At 69.3% G+C, this 20,517-nt stretch carries 18 protein-coding genes and 3 pseudogenes; 12 read left to right on the top strand and 9 right to left on the bottom strand.

Going from position 1 to position 20,517, the window contains the following annotated elements:
- Positions 1 to 370: 370 nt before the first annotated feature.
- Complete coding sequence (locus QMK30_RS21110; protein ID WP_283519835.1) at positions 371 to 712, top strand: DUF5713 family protein; 342 nt, start codon at positions 371 to 373, stop codon at positions 710 to 712.
- Positions 713 to 781: 69 nt separating this feature from the next.
- On the opposite strand, the gene QMK30_RS21105 is transcribed toward QMK30_RS21110, so the two are convergent.
- Complete coding sequence (locus tag QMK30_RS21105; RefSeq protein WP_283519834.1) at positions 782 to 1,339, bottom strand: MarR family winged helix-turn-helix transcriptional regulator; 558 nt, start codon at positions 1,337 to 1,339, stop codon at positions 782 to 784.
- 368 nt (positions 1,340 to 1,707) lie between these two features.
- Here QMK30_RS21105 and QMK30_RS21100 point away from each other — a divergent pair, with 368 nt between their 5' ends.
- A complete protein-coding gene (locus QMK30_RS21100) occupies positions 1,708 to 2,301 on the top strand; it encodes a hypothetical protein (protein WP_283519833.1) in 594 nt (197 codons plus the stop codon).
- Between the two features lie 351 nt (positions 2,302 to 2,652).
- Here the strand turns inward: QMK30_RS21100 and ligD are convergent, their stop codons facing one another.
- The 3 genes from ligD to QMK30_RS21085 form a co-directional block, all read right to left on the bottom strand.
- Positions 2,653 to 3,606 (bottom strand): non-homologous end-joining DNA ligase, encoded by a 954-nt coding sequence (gene ligD / locus QMK30_RS21095; protein WP_283519832.1) that lies wholly within the window; start codon positions 3,604 to 3,606, stop codon positions 2,653 to 2,655.
- A gap of 176 nt (positions 3,607 to 3,782) precedes the next feature.
- Complete coding sequence (locus QMK30_RS21090) at positions 3,783 to 6,713, bottom strand: helix-turn-helix transcriptional regulator (protein WP_283519831.1); 2,931 nt, start codon at positions 6,711 to 6,713, stop codon at positions 3,783 to 3,785.
- Positions 6,714 to 6,893: 180 nt separating this feature from the next.
- Complete coding sequence (locus QMK30_RS21085; RefSeq protein ID WP_283519830.1) at positions 6,894 to 8,690, bottom strand: S8 family serine peptidase; 1,797 nt, start codon at positions 8,688 to 8,690, stop codon at positions 6,894 to 6,896.
- A gap of 592 nt (positions 8,691 to 9,282) precedes the next feature.
- Here QMK30_RS21085 and QMK30_RS21080 point away from each other — a divergent pair.
- Positions 9,283 to 10,236, top strand: coding sequence for a polysaccharide lyase (locus QMK30_RS21080; protein WP_283519829.1), 954 nt, complete (start codon positions 9,283 to 9,285; stop codon positions 10,234 to 10,236).
- A gap of 203 nt (positions 10,237 to 10,439) precedes the next feature.
- The gene (locus tag QMK30_RS21075) at positions 10,440 to 11,645 is read left to right on the top strand and encodes a D-alanyl-D-alanine carboxypeptidase family protein (protein WP_283519828.1); all 1,206 of its coding nucleotides are present in this window, start codon (positions 10,440 to 10,442) and stop codon (positions 11,643 to 11,645) included.
- Positions 11,646 to 12,031: 386 nt separating this feature from the next.
- Here QMK30_RS21075 and QMK30_RS21070 read toward each other — a convergent pair.
- A pseudogene (locus tag QMK30_RS21070) lies at positions 12,032 to 12,538 on the bottom strand (Lrp/AsnC family transcriptional regulator); the annotation flags it as partial.
- 86 nt (positions 12,539 to 12,624) lie between these two features.
- Here QMK30_RS21070 and QMK30_RS38510 point away from each other — a divergent pair.
- From QMK30_RS38510 to QMK30_RS21060, 3 genes are all read left to right on the top strand, one after another.
- The gene (locus tag QMK30_RS38510) at positions 12,625 to 13,026 is read left to right on the top strand and encodes an NAD-dependent epimerase/dehydratase family protein (RefSeq protein WP_349362099.1); all 402 of its coding nucleotides are present in this window, start codon (positions 12,625 to 12,627) and stop codon (positions 13,024 to 13,026) included.
- Positions 13,027 to 13,101: 75 nt separating this feature from the next.
- Positions 13,102 to 13,524, top strand: coding sequence for a Rossmann-fold NAD(P)-binding domain-containing protein (locus tag QMK30_RS38505; protein ID WP_349362098.1), 423 nt, complete (start codon positions 13,102 to 13,104; stop codon positions 13,522 to 13,524).
- Positions 13,517 to 14,359, top strand: a complete 843-nt coding sequence (locus QMK30_RS21060; protein ID WP_283519827.1) for an aldo/keto reductase — start codon at positions 13,517 to 13,519, stop codon at positions 14,357 to 14,359. Before QMK30_RS38505 ends, QMK30_RS21060 begins: the two co-directional genes overlap by 8 nt.
- Positions 14,360 to 14,387: 28 nt before the next feature.
- Here the strand turns inward: QMK30_RS21060 and QMK30_RS21055 are convergent, their stop codons facing one another.
- Complete coding sequence (locus QMK30_RS21055; protein WP_283519826.1) at positions 14,388 to 14,732, bottom strand: MerR family transcriptional regulator; 345 nt, start codon at positions 14,730 to 14,732, stop codon at positions 14,388 to 14,390.
- Between the two features lie 166 nt (positions 14,733 to 14,898).
- Between QMK30_RS21055 and QMK30_RS21050 the strand changes: the two genes are divergently transcribed.
- The 3 genes from QMK30_RS21050 (at position 14,899) to QMK30_RS21040 (ending at position 16,806) form a co-directional block, all read left to right on the top strand.
- Positions 14,899 to 15,525 (top strand): flavodoxin family protein, encoded by a 627-nt coding sequence (locus QMK30_RS21050; RefSeq protein WP_283519825.1) that lies wholly within the window; start codon positions 14,899 to 14,901, stop codon positions 15,523 to 15,525.
- A gap of 55 nt (positions 15,526 to 15,580) precedes the next feature.
- Entirely contained in the window at positions 15,581 to 16,141 is a 561-nt protein-coding gene (locus QMK30_RS21045) for a GNAT family N-acetyltransferase (RefSeq protein WP_283519824.1), read from the top strand.
- A gap of 152 nt (positions 16,142 to 16,293) precedes the next feature.
- On the top strand, positions 16,294 to 16,806 hold the full coding sequence (locus QMK30_RS21040) for an SRPBCC family protein (protein WP_283519823.1): 513 nt from the start codon (positions 16,294 to 16,296) through the stop codon (positions 16,804 to 16,806).
- 114 nt (positions 16,807 to 16,920) lie between these two features.
- On the opposite strand, the gene QMK30_RS21035 is transcribed toward QMK30_RS21040, so the two are convergent.
- Together QMK30_RS21035 and QMK30_RS21030 are read right to left on the bottom strand one after the other, a co-directional pair.
- Complete coding sequence (locus QMK30_RS21035) at positions 16,921 to 17,529, bottom strand: DUF4383 domain-containing protein (protein ID WP_283519822.1); 609 nt, start codon at positions 17,527 to 17,529, stop codon at positions 16,921 to 16,923.
- A gap of 286 nt (positions 17,530 to 17,815) precedes the next feature.
- On the bottom strand, positions 17,816 to 18,010 hold the full coding sequence (locus QMK30_RS21030) for a hypothetical protein (protein WP_283519821.1): 195 nt from the start codon (positions 18,008 to 18,010) through the stop codon (positions 17,816 to 17,818).
- Positions 18,011 to 18,325: 315 nt separating this feature from the next.
- Between QMK30_RS21030 and tgmA the strand changes: the two are divergent.
- Positions 18,326 to 18,516: pseudogene (gene tgmA / locus QMK30_RS21025) on the top strand (putative ATP-grasp-modified RiPP).
- Between the two features lie 15 nt (positions 18,517 to 18,531).
- A pseudogene (locus QMK30_RS21020) lies at positions 18,532 to 19,462 on the top strand (MvdC/MvdD family ATP grasp protein).
- A 50-nt stretch (positions 19,463 to 19,512) separates the two neighbouring features.
- Here the strand turns inward: QMK30_RS21020 and QMK30_RS21015 are convergent.
- Positions 19,513 to 20,511 (bottom strand): aminoglycoside phosphotransferase family protein, encoded by a 999-nt coding sequence (locus QMK30_RS21015; protein WP_283519820.1) that lies wholly within the window; start codon positions 20,509 to 20,511, stop codon positions 19,513 to 19,515.
- Positions 20,512 to 20,517 lie beyond the last annotated feature (6 nt).

Below are 20,517 nucleotides of genomic sequence, written 5' to 3'. Positions count from 1 at the left end.
CCCGGCCCGGTGGGCAGCCGCGCAGTACGCCGAGAACGTGCTCCCGCTCGAGCAACCGCATGATGCGGATTCTAGTGGCGCAAGGCACACCGGCCCGGTTGCCTGCGGCGCGTGAAATACCCGGTCTGTGGCCTGGAGTACTGGGCGCGGCTGCCCGACATCTACCTGCGCGAGATCGTCGACGGGTGCGACCGTCTCTTACTGGCGGCGCTGCGGCAGCTGGGCATCGAGACGCGCTTCTACGGACCCCTCCAGCCGTACTTCGACCGCACCTGGAACTCGAAGACGTCCAACCGGCGTGAGCGGGGCGTTGTCAGTGCCGTGAGGCAGGATCGCAGCATCAGTTCATCGACGGGAACAGGGAGTCGCGGTGTCGGTCACAAGCCAGCAGGTGGCGGAGCGCGCGTTTCTGCGAGCTCTTTACGCGGACGGGTACTTTCCGGACCATGTGCTCGACAAGGGCAAGGCGATTCTGCTGCGGCTCTGCGAGCGCATCGAGGCCGAGCAGCCGGCGGACCTGACGGCCCTCTATGTGCTCACGAACGTGGCGACGGAGGAATTCAACGCCCTGGAGGCGGAGTTCGAAGCGGCTGGCAGCGGGATCGAGACCGTTGCTCGGGAAGAGATAGCCGAGGACTTCTGGTTCGTGGCATCGACGTACGGGTTCGCGGAGGCGGACGTGGAAAAGCTGATCGCCGCTCGGGACTGGTGACGCCGCCGGTGACGCGCGGCGCCGCCGCGCGTCACCGAAGCGGCCGACTGCCAAGGGCAGCGGCCGGGGTCAACCTCCCGCAGGCGAAGCTCGACCGGCTCGGTAGCCGACTGGTTGAGCGCGTCGAGGGCGAGCCAAGACGCCCGGGTCGTCAACGATGTTGGTGAGCATGGTGCGCAATACCTTCAGTGCGGCGACGTACTCCTTGTCGCTGATGCCCTGGTGGATCTCGGCACGCAGCCCGGTGGCCAGCTCGCGCAGTCGCACCCTCGCGGCCTCGCCGGTGTCGGTGAGGTGCAGGCGCTGTCCTGTGTCGGTCCGGAGCCAGCCGCGGTGCAGCAGTTCGTCGATGACCCGAGTGATCTCGTGAGGTCCGTCCGCGAGTGGGGTCGGCTGGTGACCGACTTCCTCGCGGCTCGGTGCCGCGGGTCCACCGTGCACGCGGTTGAGTACCCAGTACTGCGGTTGGGTTGCGTCGATCCTGGCCATCGCGTCACGCAGCCGCCCGGTAACTGCCGTGTGGACCAGCCCGGCCCAATAGCCGATGGGCTGAGAGGTCGGCATGTCGTCGGTGGCGGCGGGGTCGGCCGGTGCCTGGTCGGTGGTGTGGGCAGGCACCGGGTTCATGGGTGCGGCAATATCTCTCTGTTGTTCGGGCGTTAGCCCGAAAGTAGTGCCGGGACGCCACACACGCACCCTCGTCGCCCGAGCCGGACGACGTACGGGTCCCGGTCACCATCGGCGGCGTGACACACTGGCCCGAGGGGCGAACAGCCGCTGACCAGCCAGGACGTTGATGGTCATCCCTGGCGCACAGTGGGTCGACCGCGGTCGGGAGCGGGCCGTGCGGACGGCATCGGGTATCAGCCGCCGTGAGGCCCACGAGGCAACTCCTCGATGGAGCTCATCTACAGGTTCTTGCCCCAGCATTCTGTGAACAGCGGGTTTATGGGTAGCATCCGCCACCAACAGACATCCGAGGCAAAGGAGCCACCATGTCCAACAAGACGCAAACCCTGCAAACCCAGTACGCCCAGCAGGTGGCCGCAGATCTGAAGCGCAACGTGGGCGAGCAGGAGCGCATCGCCGCTGAGGTTGCCGCGCTGCAGGGCCAGCTCGAGGTGCTCAAGCTGGACTGTGAGCTACTGGAAGGCATGCAGTCGGCCCTGGGCGGCGCTGCTGCCCCGGCGGTGAAGCCGACCAAGACCGCAGCGGTACCCAAGGCACGGCGTGCCCAGGGCAGTGTGACTGCTGACGCCGCGAAGAGCCCCAAGAACACCAAGAAGTCGGTGAAGGCGAACACCGCGACGTCGGCCCGTAGCGCGTCGCCGTCCTTGCGCGAGGTTGTCGTTGCCCTGCTGGGGCAGCACAACGAGCCGCGTTCGGCAGCCGAAGTGTCCGCCGAACTGGCCCAGGCACAGCCGGAGCGCGCGGTGAACGTCACCCTCGTACGCAACGCTCTTGAGGCATCGGTTGCCAAGAACCAGAGCACGCGGACCAAGCAGGGCAAGTTCGTGTACTACACCGCTCTTCAGGATGGTTCGGCAACGGCACAGGCGAGTGTGGCAACGAGCGACGCGAACGCGTAGCCGAGGCCTGACACTTATTGCTCCTCCGGCTGGCCGAGCAACGCCAACTCTTGGTGCTTCTTGCCCAGGCCGGGTGGCACGGGGCAGTGGTCGCGGCCGTGGGGTTCCGCACCGTCGTCCCGTACGGAGGCCGACAGGACCGACCGGATCACCCTGCCCGTCGAACCTCGCGTCCGTCTGCGCGGCGCCTCGATGTGGGATGCACCACGCACGGGTTGCCGCCGCACCGGCTGCCCGCCCGCGTCGGAAACAGTCCCCGATGAAAACCTGGTCGCCACCGTGACCGGCGGCACGGGCATGCAGGTACGTACCTACCGGCCGTTCCCCGGTGGGTAGGCCCGGCCCTCCAGGTCAGTCGGTGTCTTCCGCGGCCAGGTCGGGGCGGAGCCGGTGCCACGAGGGGTGGCGCAGAAACCCGGCCCTGGTGCGGGTGGCGTAGCCGACTTCACCCACCAGCCGTGGCAGGACCCAGTGCGCGCCCGCGATCGGCGGCACGGTACTGAAGGGGCAGTAGTCGACGGCAGCCACCCGCAACAGGTCGGCGAGGACAGCGCGTTCACGCTCACTCCACCCCGTTCCCACGCTCCCGATGTACCGCAGCGCGCCTTCCTCGCGCCGGCCCAGAAGCAGGGCTCCGAAGAGTCCGGCGAGCCTGCCCCGACCGGGGACCCAGCCGCCGACAATCGCGTCCACCGTCACCTTGTTGCGCACCTTGATCCAGTCTCGGGAGCGCACCCCGGGGACGTAGACGGAGTCGAGCCGTTTGCAGATCAGGCCCTCCAGACCGTGTTCCCGGCTGGCTTCGAGTGCCTGCGTACCGTGTCCGACGAGCGCGGCCGGCGTCGACCAGTGCGTCCCTGAGAGCACGAGGCTCTCCAAGTGCCGGCGGCGCTCGGCGTACGGCAGGTGCATGAGAGTGTCGCCGCGCAGATACAGGGCGTCGAACAGGATCAGGTGGGCCGGGACCTCGCGTGCCAGCCGGGCGGCTTTCGCCGGTGGTCCGGACAACCCCATCCGGGACTGCAGCAGCTCGAAGTCGCTGCGCCCCCCTTGGTCCAGGGCGACGATCTCCCCGTCCAGAACCGCGGAAACTCCTTCGCCGAGGACGGCTCCGAGGGAATGGAGTTCGGGGTAGACGGCCGTGATGTCCGCGCCCGACCGGGCACGCAACTGCACCGAGCCGTCGCCCGGCAGATGCAGCAGGGCCCGCTGGCCGTCCTGTTTGACTTCGAACGCCCACCCCTCCTGGGCGGTGGGCAGGGCGCCCGGTGTCGCGAGCATCGGAGCGATCCGAGGGAGTGTCATGACACCACTCTCACTGGGCACGTCGGTCTTCTCGCTACGACGCCCCAGGGCACACGGTCTGTCCCTGCACTCCTCCCGTGACCACCTCGACGTAGGCGCGGGCCACATCGTTCGCGTCGTCCTCAGCTGTCGTGCCGGATGCCGGGACGCTGCCCGACCTGTGGTGTGAGCGGGGATCAGCCCGTCGCCGGGTTTTCCGTGGCGGCCGGTGTCGCCCGGTGGTTCGGCCAGGCCGTCAGGGCCGTCGCCAGCTGGGCGCGTGAGCGGACGTCCAGTTTCTGGTAGATGCGGGTCAGCCGGGCCTCGACCGTCTTGACGCTCAAGTACAGTTTCGACGCCGCTTCCTGATTGCTGGCGCCCTGCCCGACCAGCAGCGCGAGGCGCAGTTCCGCGTCTGTGAGTGAAGGCAGGATGTCACCGCGGGCCGGGGCGGGTTCGGTCGTACGCGAAGAGGTCTCCGTGGTGAGTCCCAGCCACGGAAGTGCGCCCGCTCGCTCGAAGACCGCGGCCGCGGCCTGCAACGCGCCCTGCGCGGCCGACCGTCTGCGTCGGCGGCGCTCCACGCGGGCGAGCGCGACCAGTGCCCGGCCGCCCTCCAGCGGCAGACCGGCCAGGGCGAAACTCTCCGCCGTGCGCGCCAGCAGAACCGCTGCCTCGTCCGGCCTACCTGCCGAGGCCAGGCACAGGGCGTACGCCCGGTCGCAGCCGAGAAGAACCGTGGCGCGGCCCAGGCGTTCGGCGACCGGCCGCACGCCGTCGAGCAGGGCCACGGCCTCCTTAGGGGTGTCGTTCGCCAGCAGGGCCTCCGCCAGTTCCTCGTGCCACCGCAGCGCGGACGGGTCGACGGTCGACTGGGCGTGCTCGTCGGCCTGGACCCGGCGCAGGCTCTCCAGGGCCGATGCCACGTCCCCGTTGATCAGCTGGACCCGGCCGAGGGCGTACAGGCCACGGGAGAGGAAAACGTGGTCGCCCTCCTCCTCGGAGGCGCGCACACTGCGCCGGGCGTAGCTCGCGGCACGCCGGAAGCTGCCGCCTGCGGTTTCCGCGAGCGCCAGGGCGTACCAGGCGGGACCGGGGGAGAGACCGGCCTCCAGCGTCAGCGCGAGTGACCGGCCGGCGTGCGCGAGCGCCGCGGCGCACTGCCCCCGGCGGGACTCTATTTCCGCGAGCGTACTCAGCAGCTCGATGGCGTCCTCCACCGGACCCCGGCGCTCGACCAGTGGCAGCAGCGCGTTGAGCTGGCCACGGGCATCGGTGAGCCGGCCGTCGAACATGGCGTGACGGATCGTCAGGATCTGCGCGTCGTTGTGGATGCCCAGCGGGCGCTCGGACACCTCCAGGGTCCGCGCCTCGGCCAGTACCCGCTCCGCGTCCGGCGAGCCGAGGACCCGGTCCATGCGTGCTTGCAGGGTCAATGCCCTCGCGGCGGTCCTGCGGTCGCCCATCGAGTCGGCGAGCGTGGCGGATTCCACGGCGGCGGCCCGGGCGCGTACCGGGTCGCCGTCGGCCAGGACGTACTTCACCGCGAGGCGCAGCGATACGGCCGCGCGCAGCAATGTATCGCCTTCGGAGTCCTCCATGGCGTGTACGTAGATCTCGTCGAGGTTGCACAGCCCCTGGCCCGCCGTGTCCAGCACCGCGAGCCGCGCGCGGACGCGGTCGGCCGGGGACGCGTCCCTGGCCAGTAGGTCGGTGGCCGCGCGCATGGTCAGGTCCGCGCGAGCGGCGCGGGCCGCTTCCTCGGCGGCCTCGACCAGCCGGGCTATGCGTTTGGCGCCGTGCTGTACGGGGGTGGACTCGGCGGCGAGCAGGGCGAGTTCGGCGGCCAGGGCGCTGTTGCCGCGGCGCCGCGCGGTGTCGGCGGACGCGGTGACCTCGGTGGCCAGGGCCTCGTCGGGGATGTCGGTGGCCAGTGCCCGGTGGCGTACCGCTTCGACAGGATCGTCCACGACCTGGGCGAGCGCCGCGTGACCCGCGCTGCGCTTGGTCCAGCAGGCGTCGTGCACGAGCGTGGACGGCAGCACTCCCGCGGTGAAAGCGACCTTCCCGTCCTCGTCGAGGGAGACCAGGTGCGCGCGTTCGGCGGCGGCCAGGTCGGCCTCGGCGGAGGGGCGGCCCGCGCGGCGTATCAGCGCGGTCGTCGGGCGCAGCGCCAGTGCGGCCAGCAACAGTGTGGCGCGCACGTCGGGCGAGGCGGCGCCGAGCAACTGGCGGGCGAGGTCACGGGCGCGTCCGGACAGGGACAGCGTCTCGGCGTGATGCACCGGAGTGCGCGCGTCGGCGAGGGACCTGCCGACGGCCAGGGCAAGGCGCGGATTGCCGCCGCTGGCCTTGTGGATACGCCCGGCCATCCGGGAGGGGAGCCGGTGGTGGATGAGCAGTTCGGCGATCTCGTCGGCCTGCAGGGGCGGTACGAACAGTACGTCGGCCTCGGAGGGCACCCACAGGGGCTCCGGGCCGGTCGTCGGACCGGAGCGTGGCGCAACACCGTGCGGAGAGTCGGATCCGTACGCCGCCGGAGTCTCCACGGCGATCACCCGCAGCGCGGGCGGCGCCAGATGCAGGGCAAAACGCATCAGGTCGGCGCTGGTTTCGTCGATGTGCTGCACGCTGTCGACCACCAGGAGTACCGGGTCGCGTGCGGCGAGGGTCCGCAGGATCCGGGCGAGGGCGAGCCGCAGGGCGATGGGGTCCCAGCCCTCGGCAGGGACGGGTGCCTCACGGCACAGCATGGCGACCGCGGTGCGCTGCGGGCCGGGCAGCCCGTCGAGAATGTCGTACGTTGCGGGTCCGCCGGATTCGCCAGGTCCGCCGGGGCGGCTGTGGGCCGTGCCCGGTGAGGGCCAGGACACGCAGGCGGAGACGGATGCGACGAGGGCGGCGGCCGCCGCACCTGGGATGTCCCGGTCGGCGGGGAGTGTGGCGAGCCAGATCACCGACTCGCCGAGAGCTTCGGCGTGCGCCGCGGATGCCAGGGCCAGCTCGGTTTTGCCGACCCCGGCGGGGCCGGTCAGCAGGGCCCGGCCCCGGGTGTGCAGGACGCGGTCGAGCCGCGCGAGGAGCTCAGTGCGCCCGACGGGCGCGGGTCTGTACACCGCCGACGTCACGAACCCACCACCACCTTCCGGTGTGCGCGAGCCCTCTGCCCGTGCGAGCAGAGAATACGAAGTCGGCAGCCGCCGTCCAGGCCGACCGTCCGGCATACGGACGGACCTGGTGCGGGGCGCGCCCGCGAAATATCCGCGGACGACGCCCCTGAACAGCAGTAATACGATTCAATGGGCGTCTCAGAAGGTGAGATTCCAGCTGTCGATGTAGCCGGTGTCACCTGAGGCCACATCGCGCACCTGGAGCTTCCAGGTGCCGTTGGCGACCTCGCTGGACGCGTCGACCGTGTAGGTCGCCAGTACATTGTCGGCACTGTCCGAGGACGACGAGGCCTTCAGGCTGCGGACGGTGCCGTCCGGAGCGACCAGGTCGACGACCAGGTCACCGCGGTAGGTGTGCTTGATGTCCACGTCGACCTTGAGGGCGGCGGGTGCGTTGCCGGTGCGGCCGGTCACGGCGACGGACGAAGCGACCGTCGTGTTGTCACCGATCGTCACATCGGCCGCGTTGGTGAAGGTGGCGCCGCCGGGTGTCGTCGTGCCGGTGACGGCGTTCACGGTTTTCGTCGTGTCGGCGATACCCGAGCCGCAGCCACCGGTGCAGGTGCCGGGCACAGGCCGGGCGTTACTCTTGATCGCGGACTCGATGTCGGCCGGAGTGAGGGTGCTCTTGGCGGACTTCAGCAGAGCGGCGAGCCCGGCGATGTGCGGGGCGGCCATGGAAGTGCCCTGGTAGGGCTTGTAGTTCTCACCGGACTGCGTGGTGGTGCCGGAGTTCAGCGTCGAGAGGATGCCGTTCTCCGGGGTGGTGACGGTACCGGGCGTGTCCGTGGCGCGACGGGTCTCGCCGCCGGGCGCCGCGACATCGACGATGGTGCCGTAGTTCGAGTAGAAGGAGCGGTTGCCCTCACGGCTGGTCGATGCCACGTTGATGATGTTGTTGCAGTTGGCGGGCGTGAAGCCGGAGGCGTTGGTGTTGTTGTTGCCCGCTGCCACGACCACGGTGGTCCCGCGCGAGACGGCGCCGTTGATGGCGTTCTGGTAGACGCTGGGGCAGGTGGAGCTGGGGCCGCCGAGGCTCAGGTTGATGACCTTGGCCGGGGTCGCGTTCGCGGTGACACCGGGGACACTGCCGCCGGAGGCCCAGGTGATGGCCTCGGCGATGTCCGAGGAGGAGCCGCCGCACTTGCCGAGGACGCGCACGGGCTGGATCTTCGCGTTGTACGCGATACCGGCGATGCCCTTGGTGTTGTTGGCCGTGGCGCCGATGGTGCCCGCGACATGCGTGCCGTGCCAGGAGGAGTTGCTCGCCTTGGAGGTCGGGCCGCACTCGCCGTCGGTGGCGTTCCAGTCGCCCTCGTCCTTGGCGTTGTTGTCACGGCCGTTGCCGTCACGGGCGTCCGCCGACGCGGAGATGAAATCGTACCCGGCGACGACCTTGTCGGCCAGGTCCGTGTGGGTGGCGTACCCGGTGTCGATGACGGCGACGGTGACGCCACTGCCGGTGGTCTTGTCCCAGGCGCCGGGGACATTCATGCCGCCGGTGGTCTCGAACAGGTCCCACTGCTTGGCGTAGTCGGTGTCGTTGGGGGCGACGGCCAGCGGGTAGGCGCGGATGTCGGGCTCCGCGGAGGCGACCGAGGTGTCGGCACGGAAGGCGTCGATGACCTCGCCCAGGTCCTTCTTGGAGGCATCGCCACCCAGGTCGACCAGGGCGGCGCCGCCGGCGAGGCGGCGCTCGAACGACAGGTCCTCGCCGGTCGCCCTGCCCTTGGCATCCGCGTCGCTCTTGGCCGCGGTGTTGGAACCGGCCTCGGCGGCCGTGGACTTGTAGGTGACGATGACCTTCTCGACGGGTGCGACCGGCGGTGAGGACATCGCCTGCGCAGCCGGAACTGGCTGAGGGGAGGGGCCCGCGGCGGCGGACGCCACGGAGGACGTGGCAACGAGCCCGGCGATCGTGGCGCTGGCGGCCACGGCGGATATAAGTCTCCGCCTGGAACCGTTCAAGGTGTTCCCTTTCATGACGTACATGCGGAGCGAAGGCGGCGGCGCGACAACCGCGAGTGGTGTGGGGCCACATGTACGCGGTTGCTGGGCTGGGTGAGCCCACGCGCCGCCGCCGGCGCTACGACCCTGGTCAAGGCCGTCCCCGGCACACCCGCCCCTTGCATGGACCTGACATTTCGGGTGTCAGGAGCCAGAATCGGGGATTCGGAATGCGCCGGTGCGGCAGACAGTAGGGAACGGCGGGATGAACCCGATACGGGGAAAACCCTTGTCACCCCCGCGAGGGCCTCACCGGGCCATGGGAGGGGGCGTGGCGTCGGCGAGGCGTACTGGGAAGGTGGCCCGGCCCGAGTACGTAAAGTGGTCGGCCGGTCGGCCGCGCAGCTGCTTCCGTGTACGCCTCGCCGTACGCCGGCCACGCCCGCCACGGCCGGCCGGCGGGCCGGTTTTCGCTTCAGGAGATTCGATGCCCGTGCACCAGCCGCTTCACCACGTTCCCCGAACCGTCCCCCTCGCCGTTCCCCGAACTGTCCTGGCACCAGGGCGCGGGGCCACCCACATGGGCGCCCTGGTGCTGTCGGCGGCACTGCTTGCTCTGCAACTCGGCCTCAGTGCCCCGGCGCAGGCCCAGGAACCCCACGTCAGAGGGCTGCGCTTGGCGAGCAGTCCGACGGCGCCTGCCGAGGTGGCCGTGACGGAAGGGCAGGTCAAGGAGGTCGCGTCCGGGGGAGTGATCACGTATCCGAGCGTCACCAGCTGCCTCACGGTGACCGTCCGGTTCCGGGACGGCGGCTTCGTCGGCGCTCACGCGAGCCTGTTCCAGGTACCGGGTGAGCTGCGTTCCGACGAGATTCTGGCAGCGCTGAAGACTCTGGTGGGCCATCGCCCGGTGACCGCGATCGAGGTCAGGGGGGCCACCGGCGCCTGGCACCCGAGTTACTTCAGCAGGGCGATCGAGAGTTACGGCGACGGGGAGCAGGTGCCTATCCCGGACGGCCAGGACCTCGGCGGCCTCGCCCGGGCGGTGGCGCAGGGGCTGGGGCAGCCGCGTGATGCGGTGTCGGTCGAGGACGTACCGGACGGCGACCAGGTCGTCGGCGGACGAAGCGGCGAGGGACCGGCTGGGGACCGGCGCGGAACGGTCGAGGAACAGGCCGGTAACCGGCCAGGAACCTATGTCATGTTCCGCAACGGCAGCAAGGGCGAGGTCTATGTCTATACTCCTGCCGGTGACGGCTACGGCAAGGACATAGGCCTCGGCGCCTGGAACTTCTCGCCCGACAACAAGACCCACACCATCCAGCAGTCGGTGAACCGCTCCACGGGCAAGATCACGGTCTGGTACGACAACCAGCAGGTCCTGTCGCAGAACGCGGCGCCGGGCATCGGTGGCATTCCCTTCAACGGTGTCTTCTTCTCCACCTTCTTCGGCGGCCACGACACCAGCTGGGGCCCCGACCACGAGGAACACGCGTACTTCTCCAACTTCGCCGTGGGTACGAGCAAGTTCTGACACCAGGCCCAGGAGGTGGCGATACGGCCGGTCTGCCCCGCACGAAGCGCGGAGGGAGCCGGCCGTAGGGGGCAGGTGCCGGGGCAAACCGCTGATGGAACCGGCCCGTCACGCGGAATCGGCCGTCGACCTGGACGCGGCCGATACGGCCGGTCGGAGCAGACGGAACTGCGCCGAACCGTGTCCGTTCCTACGCTGACTGAATGATCATCAGAGTTTCTGTTCGCAGGGTGGTTTCCGGCGCGGCTGCCCTCGCCATCGGTGCGCTGGGCGCCCTCGCGCCAACGGCCGCTGCCGCCCCGCAGGCCGATCCGCTGCCGCCGCAGCCCCTGTCCGCCGACCTGTCACCACTCCACCGTCCGGGAACCCATGTGCGGACACACCGCGGGGCCCCGCTGCTCCCGCAAGACGTGTCCGCCCTGTCGTGGCTGGTGGCCGACGCCCGCACGGGTGAGGTTCTCGCCGCCCACCAGGCCCACCGCCGACTGCCTCCGGCCAGCACGCTCAAGACTCTCTTCGCTGTCACCACGCTGCCCCGGCTGGCCGGCAGAACCCTGCACAAGGTCACCGAAGCCGAACTCACCGGAGTGGGGGAGGGCAGCAGCCTGGTGGGCATCGCCCCCGGCAACACCTACCGCATGGCAGATCTGTGGCGGGGCGTCTTCCTGAGTTCCGGCAACGACGCCGTACACGTACTGGCCGAAATGAACGGCGGCTGGGAGGCCACGGCCCGTCAGATGCAGTCCAAGGCCCGAGCCCTGGGCGCGCTCGACACCCAGGTGATGTCCCCGGACGGCTACGACGCCCCGGGCCAGGTCTCCTCCGCCTACGATCTGGCGGTATTCGGCCGGGCCGGGCTCGCGAACCCCCAGTTCGCCCAGTACGCGGCCACCGTCGACGCGCCGTTTCCCGGCGGGACCCACAGCGACGGACGACCCACCTGGACGTACGGGATCCAAAGCACCAACCGGCTGCTGACCGGAGCGGGCGGGGTTGGACGCTACCCCGGACTGATCGGCGTCAAGAACGGCTACACCTCCGGCGCGGGCAACACCTTGATCGCCGCTGCCCGCCGCGGCGGGCGCACTCTGCTGGTGACGGTGATGAATCCTCAGCGGGGCGGGGGGTACGAGGTGTACGAGAACGCCCGCTCACTCCTCGACTGGGGCTTCGCCGCCGCCGGACGAGTCGAGCCCGTGGGATCCCTCGCGCCTCCGGCTCCTCTGACACGCCCGGTTCCGGTACGCAAGGCTCCACAGCCCGGGCCGGAGCCCGTGACGCAGGCAGCCGTACTGGCGGAGAAGACGGGCTCAGGGATCCCGTACGCCCTGCTGAGCGGTGTCGTCGGCGCGACCTGTCTTGCAGCAGTGGTCATTCTGCGGGGGAGGCGCGGACGGAGCCTGCGCTGACCGCGTTCGCAGATCGGCGGGAGCGGGGTGCACGGTCATGATCAGAGCCATGCGCGATGGTGTCGACCGACGCCGCCGCGCATGAGCCATGGTCGCGTTTGCCGCAAACCGGCCACGCGGCTGCTCCCGCACTCACTCAAGGGCGAGCATCCGAGGGTGTGCGGTGCGGAGGTCGGTTCTCAGCCGATCGAGAAGACGGCACCTGGCGCGGCATGGTCGACGGGTCCGTCGAACCGGTATCCCACAGCACAGCACAGCGCTCCGTCCAACGACCTCACCCGCGATTGACAGTGGGAGAAGGAGCGACGTCTGGGGCCTTCGAATCCAAGGCGGAGGTCCCAGACGCCGCGACGCCGCTGCCAATCGTGGGTGAGGTCGTAAGCGAGTGGCCGCATGACCTTGCGTCCCACGGGTGACGTCAGCACGATCGAGGTCGTTGTGGAGCCCAGCGCGGAGACCGCGTCCAAGAGCTCCTCCAGATGCGCCGTACTGCTCACCCCCACCTTCAGCATCCAGCAGTCCTCGCCGACGATGTGGTGCGCCTCAAGGATTTCGGGGCGGTCCACGAGTTCCTTCGTACGCGGGTGGCGCAGTGAGTACCCCGCATGCGGCGCCACCCGGATGAACGCCTGGATGCCATAGCCGAGCCGCTCCGGGCTGACTCGTGCGTGGTAGCCGGTGATCGTGCCGCTGCTCTCCAGACGCTTGATCCGCTCACCGACCGCGGCCGGGCTGAGACTCACCCGTCGGCCCAGCTCACTGAGTGTGATCCGGCCCTCCTCCTGGAGGAGTTCGAGTAGCTGGATGTCCACCGCGTCGAGACCGGCTGAGGAATCGTGGGCGATCCCGCGCAGATGCCGAGGTTCTTTCGGTGCGGCGGCCGAAGCTCCCATGATCTCCCCTTCATTGCTCCGGCCAGAACCGTAACACTGGTGCGCACGGCCACAGAAGTGGAACCGGAATCACAGAGGTTGGGGAAATGCGCGAAATCTGCGTCATCGGCGGGAGCCGGTATTTTGGTAAGCAGCTGGTCGTGCGACTGCTTGAATCCGGCGTGAGGGTCACGGTGATCAACCGGGGCTCCCACGCCGTACCGGACGGCGCCACTCATCTCATTGCCGACCGCAATGACGAGGTCGCACTGAACACGGTCCTCGGCGACCGTGAATTCGACGCCATCATCGACCAAATCTGTTATACGCCGCAACAAGCGGCCATCGCCAAGCGGGTGTTCGCCGGCCGCACCGGGCGCTATGTGATGACCTCCACCATGGAGGTGTACGACCCGGCCACCTCGCGAGCGATCCGGCATACCCGGCCCGGTGAGCCACTCACCGAGGATGCCGTCGACCCGGCCGGCTGGCCCGTGGACCTGGACTAGTCGTACGACGACCGGTACGCGGAGGGCAAGCGCCAGTCCGAAGCGGTCTTCACCCAGGATCCGGCCTTCCCGTACGTGTCGGTACGCAGTGCTCATGTCCTCGGCGGCGCCGACGACTTCACCGGCAGGCTCGCCCACTACATCGGGCGCGTCCGCGCGGGCGAACCGATCGCGGTGCACCGCGAGATACACCCGACCACGTTCATCTCCCACGACGAGATCGTGGAATTCATCGACTGGGCGGCCCGAGCCGATTTCACCGGGCCCGTCAACGCGGCCTCGCACACTCCTCTTACAGTGATCGAGTTGAGCGAGACAGTGGCCCTCGGTACCGGAGGCGCGGCCACCTATGTCGTCACCGATACCGAAAACGCCTCACCGTTCTCCTTCGACCGCTACTACCCGATGAGCAATGGCCGGGCGGAATCCCTGGGTTTCGCTTTTTCCCGGGTCACCGAATGGCTGCCTGCCGCAGTGGAGGAATCCCGTCATGCGTGAACGCACCCTGGGCGACATCAAGGTCAGCGGCATCGGCCTCGGCATGATGCCGCTCTCCGTCGAGGGCCGCCCCGACGAAGCACGTGCCATCGCCACCGTGCACGCGGCCCTCGACGTCGGCGTGACCCTGCTGGACACCGCCGATTCCTACCACCACCCCGGCGCCGAGCCCGGACACAACGAATTCCTGGTCGCCCGCGCGCTCGCAGGCCGCCGCGAGGGCGTGCTGGTCGCCACAAAGGGCGGCCGGGGCCATCCCGCCGACGGCTCCTGGACCGTCAACGGCGACCCCGCACACCTGCAGCGGGCCTGTGAAGCGTCGCTGAGCCGCCTCGGTGTCGAGGCGATCGGTCTCTACCAGCTGCACAAGCCCGATCCCGCCGTCCCGTGGGCCGAATCGGTCGGCGCGTTGCGGGACCTCCTGGCCGCGGGGAAGATCCAGCGCGCCGGGATCTCCAACGCGGACGCGCCGCAGGTGAGAGAGGCGTACGAGATCCTGGGCGACCGTCTCGTTTCCGTACAGAACGAGTACTCGCCCAAGGAGCGGGCGTCGGAGGAGGTGCTGCGGCTCTGCGAGGAGCTGCGGCTGGCGTTCCTGCCCTGGAGCCCGCTCGGCGGCATCGGAAACACCGGCAGCCTGGGCAAGGCGTTCGACGCGATCGCCGAACGCCGCGGGGTCGGGCCGCAGCGGATCGCTCTCGCCTGGCACCTGGCCGGGTCGCCCGTCTCCATCCCCATTCCGGGTTCGAGCCGGCCGTCGACGATCCGCGACGCGGCGGCCGCCGCGGAACTCACGCTGGACGCGCAGGAGCGGGCCCTGCTGGACGCCGGATGAGACCGGGGGCCGTTCGGGATCCGGTGGCTCAGGGCTGCGCCAGGTAGCCGGCGAGAGCGCTGCGGTTGCGCCGGAGGGTGTCGATGTGCTCGTCCGTGACGGCCAACTCCCTGTCCAGGACGTCCCGCAGCTCCGCGCACCAGTCGAACTCCGGCTGCTCGCCCCGGGCGCACGGCAGCACCGAACGGATCACCTCGGTCGACAGGCCCGCATGCAGCAGGGCACGAACCTGCCGTACGGCGAGTACCGCGTCCTCGTCGTAGTCGCGATAGCCGTTCGTGCCACGCCTGGCCTCCAGCAGTCCCTGAGCCTCGTAGTAGCGCAACAACCGCGCGCTGACTCCGGTACGCCGGGACAACTCTCCGATCAGCATGCGACCCCACCCCGTCCGAGCTTGACCTTGCCACTGATGTGAAGCCTTAACGTCACCCCGTGGACAGGCATTCCGTGACCGGTCAGGGTGTCCCCGGGTCCGGTCACATGCGGGGTTTTGTCCACTTCAACCCGTCCCGCGCAATTTCTTACCGCAGGAGTGAAGCATGACCACCAAGGGTGTTGAACACAATGGTGGGGCGGCGACCGGCCGCTCCTTCCTCTTCGTCCTCGGCAGCTCCCGCCCCGAAGGCAACACCGAGGCCCTTGCACGCGCCGCCGCCCAGCAGCTGCCCGCCGATGTCCCACAGCGCTGGGTGGACCTGAGCCAAGTGCCGTTGCCCGACTTCCAGGACGGCCGCCACGAGACCGACACCTGGCCCGTCGGGGAGAACGAGGAAGCGTTGCGGCAGGCCACCCTGGAGGCCACCGACATCGTCATCGCCTCCCCCTTGTACTGGTACACCCTGTCCGCGCAGACCAAGCGCTACCTCGACTACTGGTCGGGCTGGCTCGGGGTGCCCGGCCTGGACTTCAAGGAGCGCATGGCGGGCCGGACCCTGTGGGGAGTGACGGTCATGTCGGACCGCGACGAGGTCGTCGCCGACGCGCTGGTGACCACCCTCAGCCACTCGGCGGCGTATCTGCGGATGCGGTTCGGCGGGGTGCTGTTGGGCAACGGCTCCCGCCCGGGGCAGGTGCGGGACGACGAGCGGGCGACGATCCGCGCCAAGACGTTCTTTCAGAGTGAGGCCGCCCGCTTTCCCCGGGAGGATGAGGACGGAAAGCGGTAGCCGACACGCGTGAGAAGATCGCCACGCGCGCCGGGCCCGACCGTGGAGGATGAAGTTGTACGCGATATCCCTGGGCGACGACGGCGCCGAACTGCGCCCGCTCGAACCGTGGCAGGCCGAGGAGTTCCTCGCCCACGTGGATCGGGGCCGCGAGTTCATCGGGCAGCACAACGCGCTCCCCGACATCGTGACGGACCTGGGGTCGAGCCGCGCGTTCCTCCAGGCGTACGCGGAGAAGGCCGCATCCGACGCCGGGCGGCTCTACGGCATCCGGGCGGACGGCAGGCTGGTCGGCGCGGTCCTCTTCCGGAAGATGGACGTCGAGCAGGGCGCGGCGGAGGCGGGGTGCTGGCTGGAGCCGGCCGCGGTGGGCAGAGGGCTGGTGACCCGGGCGGCTCGCGTGATCATCGACTGGGCTGTCGAGGAGCGGGGCATCCACCGCGTGGAGTGGTGGGTCTCGTCGGCGAACGAGCCCAGCATCGCCGTGGCCCGACGGCTCGGGATGACGAAGGACGGCGTGCTGCGGGAGAGCTATCTGTACCGCGGGAAGCGGCACGACGAGGAGATCTGGTCGGTGCTCGCGCCGGACTGGCGGGCGGGCAGACCCGCCTCGTGAGTTCCTCACGCGATGTGGGTCACCCGGCCCCGGGAACGGACAGCGCCTCGCGGGCCGGCGGCACGTCGAGCAGCGTCCGGGGCCGGCGGCAGGGGTAGGCGCTGGGTCGCGTGGGCCGGGGACTAACGTCATGGGCCGAGGATCGGAGTTCCATGGCTCGCACATTCACTGTTTCCGACAGCATCATCATCCAGGCGGGCCCCTCAAGGGTCTACGAACATGTCTCCAGCCCGAATCTCATGGGCCGCTGGAGCCCGGAGAATCTCGGCGCCACCCTGATCGGTGAACAGCGTCCGGCGCACGTCGGCATGGTCTTCGACGGCCACAACAAGCGGGGATCCATCCGATGGACCACTCGCTGCACGGTGACCGCGGCCGACGAAGGCGAGCTGTTCCGGTTCCGGGTCCACGCCATCGGTCTGAAGCAGCCGCGGCTGCGGGGCCCCATCGCCACCTGGGAGTATCGGTTCGAGCCGGCCGGCGAGGGTGTCAAGGTGACGGAGACCTGGACCGACGACCGGCGGTCGTGGCCCGACTTCGTGGCCAACACCTTCGACAAGATCGCGACGGGCGGACAGACCTTCGCCCACTTCCAGGGCGGAAACATCCGCAAAACCCTGAGCAATCTCAAAGCGGCGCTCGAAGCTCCGGCCGTAACGCCCTGAGGCAGGGCCCTCCGGAGCCCCGGCCCGCGCCGGGCTAGGGCGGGCGGTTGGCCCTCCCGTGCGTACGTCACCTGCCTGGCTCCCCGGGCAGGTGACGCGACTCGCCGCGGAGGGTCACTGGCCGGGCCGCACGCTCTGCGGACTCCCCGACCGTGCCGGCTGCTCCGGGGCGGTCGGGCCGGACAGCGCCTTCCGGTTATGGACGGCGTCATCCGGTCCGGTGTGCCGCGCCAGCCAGTACGGGTTGTCGTGCGGGAGGCTGCCAGTGACTCTGCCGTACATGCCGAAGGTCATCAGCAGTAGGCCGAGTACGAAGCTGAACAGGACGTTCTGCATGCGGAAGGCCAGGAAGTTGTAATCCGTCTCCAGCAGGGCGAGGTTGGCGAACCCGCTGAGGATGAAGGCCGACCCGAGCACCATGTTCACCGCCGACGCGGTGTTGCCCCCGACGAACGCGCCCGCGAGAAGCGCTCCTCCGATGACGACGGACAGCACGCTGAGGGCGCCGTTGGTGTTCAGTCCCGCGACGGTGTCGCCTCCGGTGCTGAAGAAGCCGATGCGGTCGATCAGGCCAAGGACCCCGAAGGCCAGCAAGAACAACCCCATCAGGCCGGCGCCCCGGCGGTAGACGCGGCTGAGGTGATGATCAACGGGGAGATGTTCGTCGAGATGAACGCGCGGGCCGCGTCCTACCTGCGCCCGTAGAGAATGGCTTGCAGCCATGTTCGGCCTCCTGCGATAGGGAGTGCCCGGGGAGGAGCAGGCGAAATGGCCTCGCTGATCCACCTATGCATTGGTTTGCTACTCCCTATTCGGTGCGAAGGCGCCGGGGGATTGGTCCCGTCCGGCCGACTGGGGCTACGGATGCGACGCCGCGCGGGCCGTCGAGCCGCACACAGCTTCGCCCGGCTCGACCAGGGCCTCGGGGGGCCTGGCCGAGCCGGGCGAGTTCCCGACTGTGTGGGACGCCGTAACCGCGTCGGAAGGCGTCAACGTTCCATCGAGCGTCTCAGCCGAAAGCGGAGAAGGTGCGCCCGTCCCCGCTCTCCCGCATGGCAGGGTGCACGCTGCTCCAGTCCAGGGCCTGCTGCATCCGGTGCTTGGCCTGCTCGGCCGCCTCGCGGGTCTCGGCGGGGACGTCGCCGCGCTCCTGAATCAAGCGGTCGTAGATCGGCGGATGCTCGGATATCTCTGCAGTACTCATGACAGTTGATCCTGCCCGTTCTTCGGTGATCTGTCAGGTGCCGACAGAGATGTCCCCGGCGGCGCGCGACGGGCAGGTATCTCCGCCGAGCGTGCTGTACAGCGGGAGAAGAGCGGTAGGAGCCACGACTTGGCGGGGTTCGGTGTCCGGGACTCGCACCACTGGCGGCCCAGAGGTGGGCCCGGCGGAGGGAGGCAATGTGACGGTCTTCACCTCCGGAGGAAGTCGTGTGACGGAACGTGTCGAGACCTTTACGTGTTTGCTACGTACTGTTGCGCGTGGGGCAAAGGTTCCCACGGTGTGCGGAGGAGAGTCATGCGACCGTTCGTGTTGAAGTACGCAATTCCGGCTGAGAATTCCGCGGGCGACATTCCGTACACATACGACTCCTCCCTTCAGCTGAACGTCCTCACCGACGGGCTTCCGCCATCACGGACCGGGCGGTGTTGCGGGCGACCGGAACCACCACGTCCACCGCCGGTTCCAAGACGCACTTCGACGACTGAACGGCCGGGACAGCGATGACTGTGCCGATCCTGACCTGCCGTCAGGATGTGGCGGCGGACATGGTGGTGGCCGGGTTGCATGAGCGGGATGTCCCGCTGTTGCGCTTCGATCCCGCGGATCTCCCCGAAGAGGCCGATCTGTCGGCCGAATATCTCCAGGGGGACCTTCATGGTTTCCTCGCCACGGACGGCCGCCTGCTGAGCATGGACAGCCTGCGCCCGATATGGGTGCGCAGGCCGGGCGAGCCCGCCGCACATGCTCCCGAGTCGTCGCCCTGGCTCACACGTGAGACCGGACAGGCCCTGTACGGGATGCTGCTCTCCACCGAGGCTCGTTGGATGAACCATCCGTCCATGGCCACGCAGGCACGCTGCAAGCCTTGGCAGTTGCGTATCGCCCACCGCAGCGGCTTCGCCGTGCCCGCCACGCTCGTCACCACTTTCCCGCGGGTGGCGCGCGCGTTCGCGGCGCAGTACCGGGATGTCGTGGTGGAGGCCGCCTCGGGCCCGCCGCCCGGAGACCCGCCGGTCATCCTGCCCACCACCCGCATCGGCCCAGAGACGGACTTCGCCGGTGTCGCGGCCGCCCCACCCTCCTTCAGCAATACATCACAAAACGGGCGGACATCCGGCTGACGTTCGTCGGCGGGAACCTGTTCGCCGCGCGGAAGATCGCGGCATCCGGCCAGGTGGACGGGCGCTACGGCGACACCGGCCATGTCTGGGAGGCTGTCGCGGTGCCGCACCGCATCAGCCGGGCCGCCCACGAGTACACCGGCCTTCCTGGTCTCGCCTGCGGAGCTTTCGACTTCGCCGAGGACGCCGACGGGGTGTGGTGGTTCCTGGAGTGCGATCAGGGGGTCAGTTCGGCTTCATCGAGTTGGAGACCGGCCAGCCGATCGCGGCGACCGTCGCCCCCTGGCTGGCCGTCTCCTCAATGGCGTAAAGCGCTGTGCACAGCGGCGGTATGTGACGAGGCCCGGATGCGTCAGGGGCTCACGCGCGGCGGGTGATCACCATTTTGTGTGGGGGTGCCAGCACACGGGCGAGGGCCGTTCGGCCTGCGAGTCCCCAGGTGGGCTGGCCACCGGGGAGACCCCTCTCCCAGGCCTGCCCAATTCCGATGAGGGAAACTGCGCGCAGGGCGGCCCACCCCCGCGCGCGCCGGATCGCCGCGTCCAGGTTCATGCGCTGGTCTGTAGCTGGGCCTGGGCTCCCGGCATGGCCCGCATCTGTGTCCACGTCTGTGTCCACGTCTGCGCGCACGTCCTCGTACGCGTCGAAGAATCGTGGGGCCGCGCCTGCAGGCAGGAGCAGCCACGCGGCCGCGAGATCCGTCGCCGGATCGCCGGCGCAGAGTTCACCGAAGTCGATCACGCCTGAGAGCGTCCCGGCCGAGACGACGAAATTGGCCGGATGCAGGTCACCGTGCAGCCATACGGGTGGACCTTCCCAGGTGGGAGCCGATACGGCCTCGTCCCATATGCCTCGGACGTCCGCGGCGACGCCGCTGGAGGTGACGGCCCGGAGGCGGCGATCAAACTCCTGCGTGAGCCTGTCGAGAGGAACACCGCGATTCGGATTGGCCGGCGCACCCGCGGGTGCCTCGTGATGGAGAGATCTGAGGAATCCCGCCAAGGTGTCGGCCGCATGGTGGGCGCGGCTCATTGGAGCGCGGTCGCCCGGTTCGCCGGGAACCCATGTCGCGATGCTCCAGGGGCTCGGGAAGTGCGCGGACGGTTCACCGATGCGCACGGGGGTCGGTACGGGGAGCGGGAGGCGCGGCGCCAGAACGGGCAGCCACTTCTGCTCCTGTCGCAGCAGTGACGGGGCGCGTGGCGTGCGAGGCAGACGGACGGCCAAGTCGTCCCCGAGTCGCCACAGTTGGTTGTCCCAGCCACCGGGCACCTGCCGAAGGGGCAGTCCGGCAACGTCCGGGTGCTGCTCATGCAGAAGGGTTCGAACGAGACTTTCATTGATCACGAGACTGTCCATGGACGC

This window comes from Streptomyces sp. H27-C3, from assembly GCF_030063415.1.
Classification (GTDB): Bacteria; Actinomycetota; Actinomycetes; order Streptomycetales; family Streptomycetaceae; genus Streptomyces.
The sequence above is the reverse complement of the archived record's forward strand: the minus strand, read 5'-3'. Positions and strand labels throughout refer to the sequence as shown.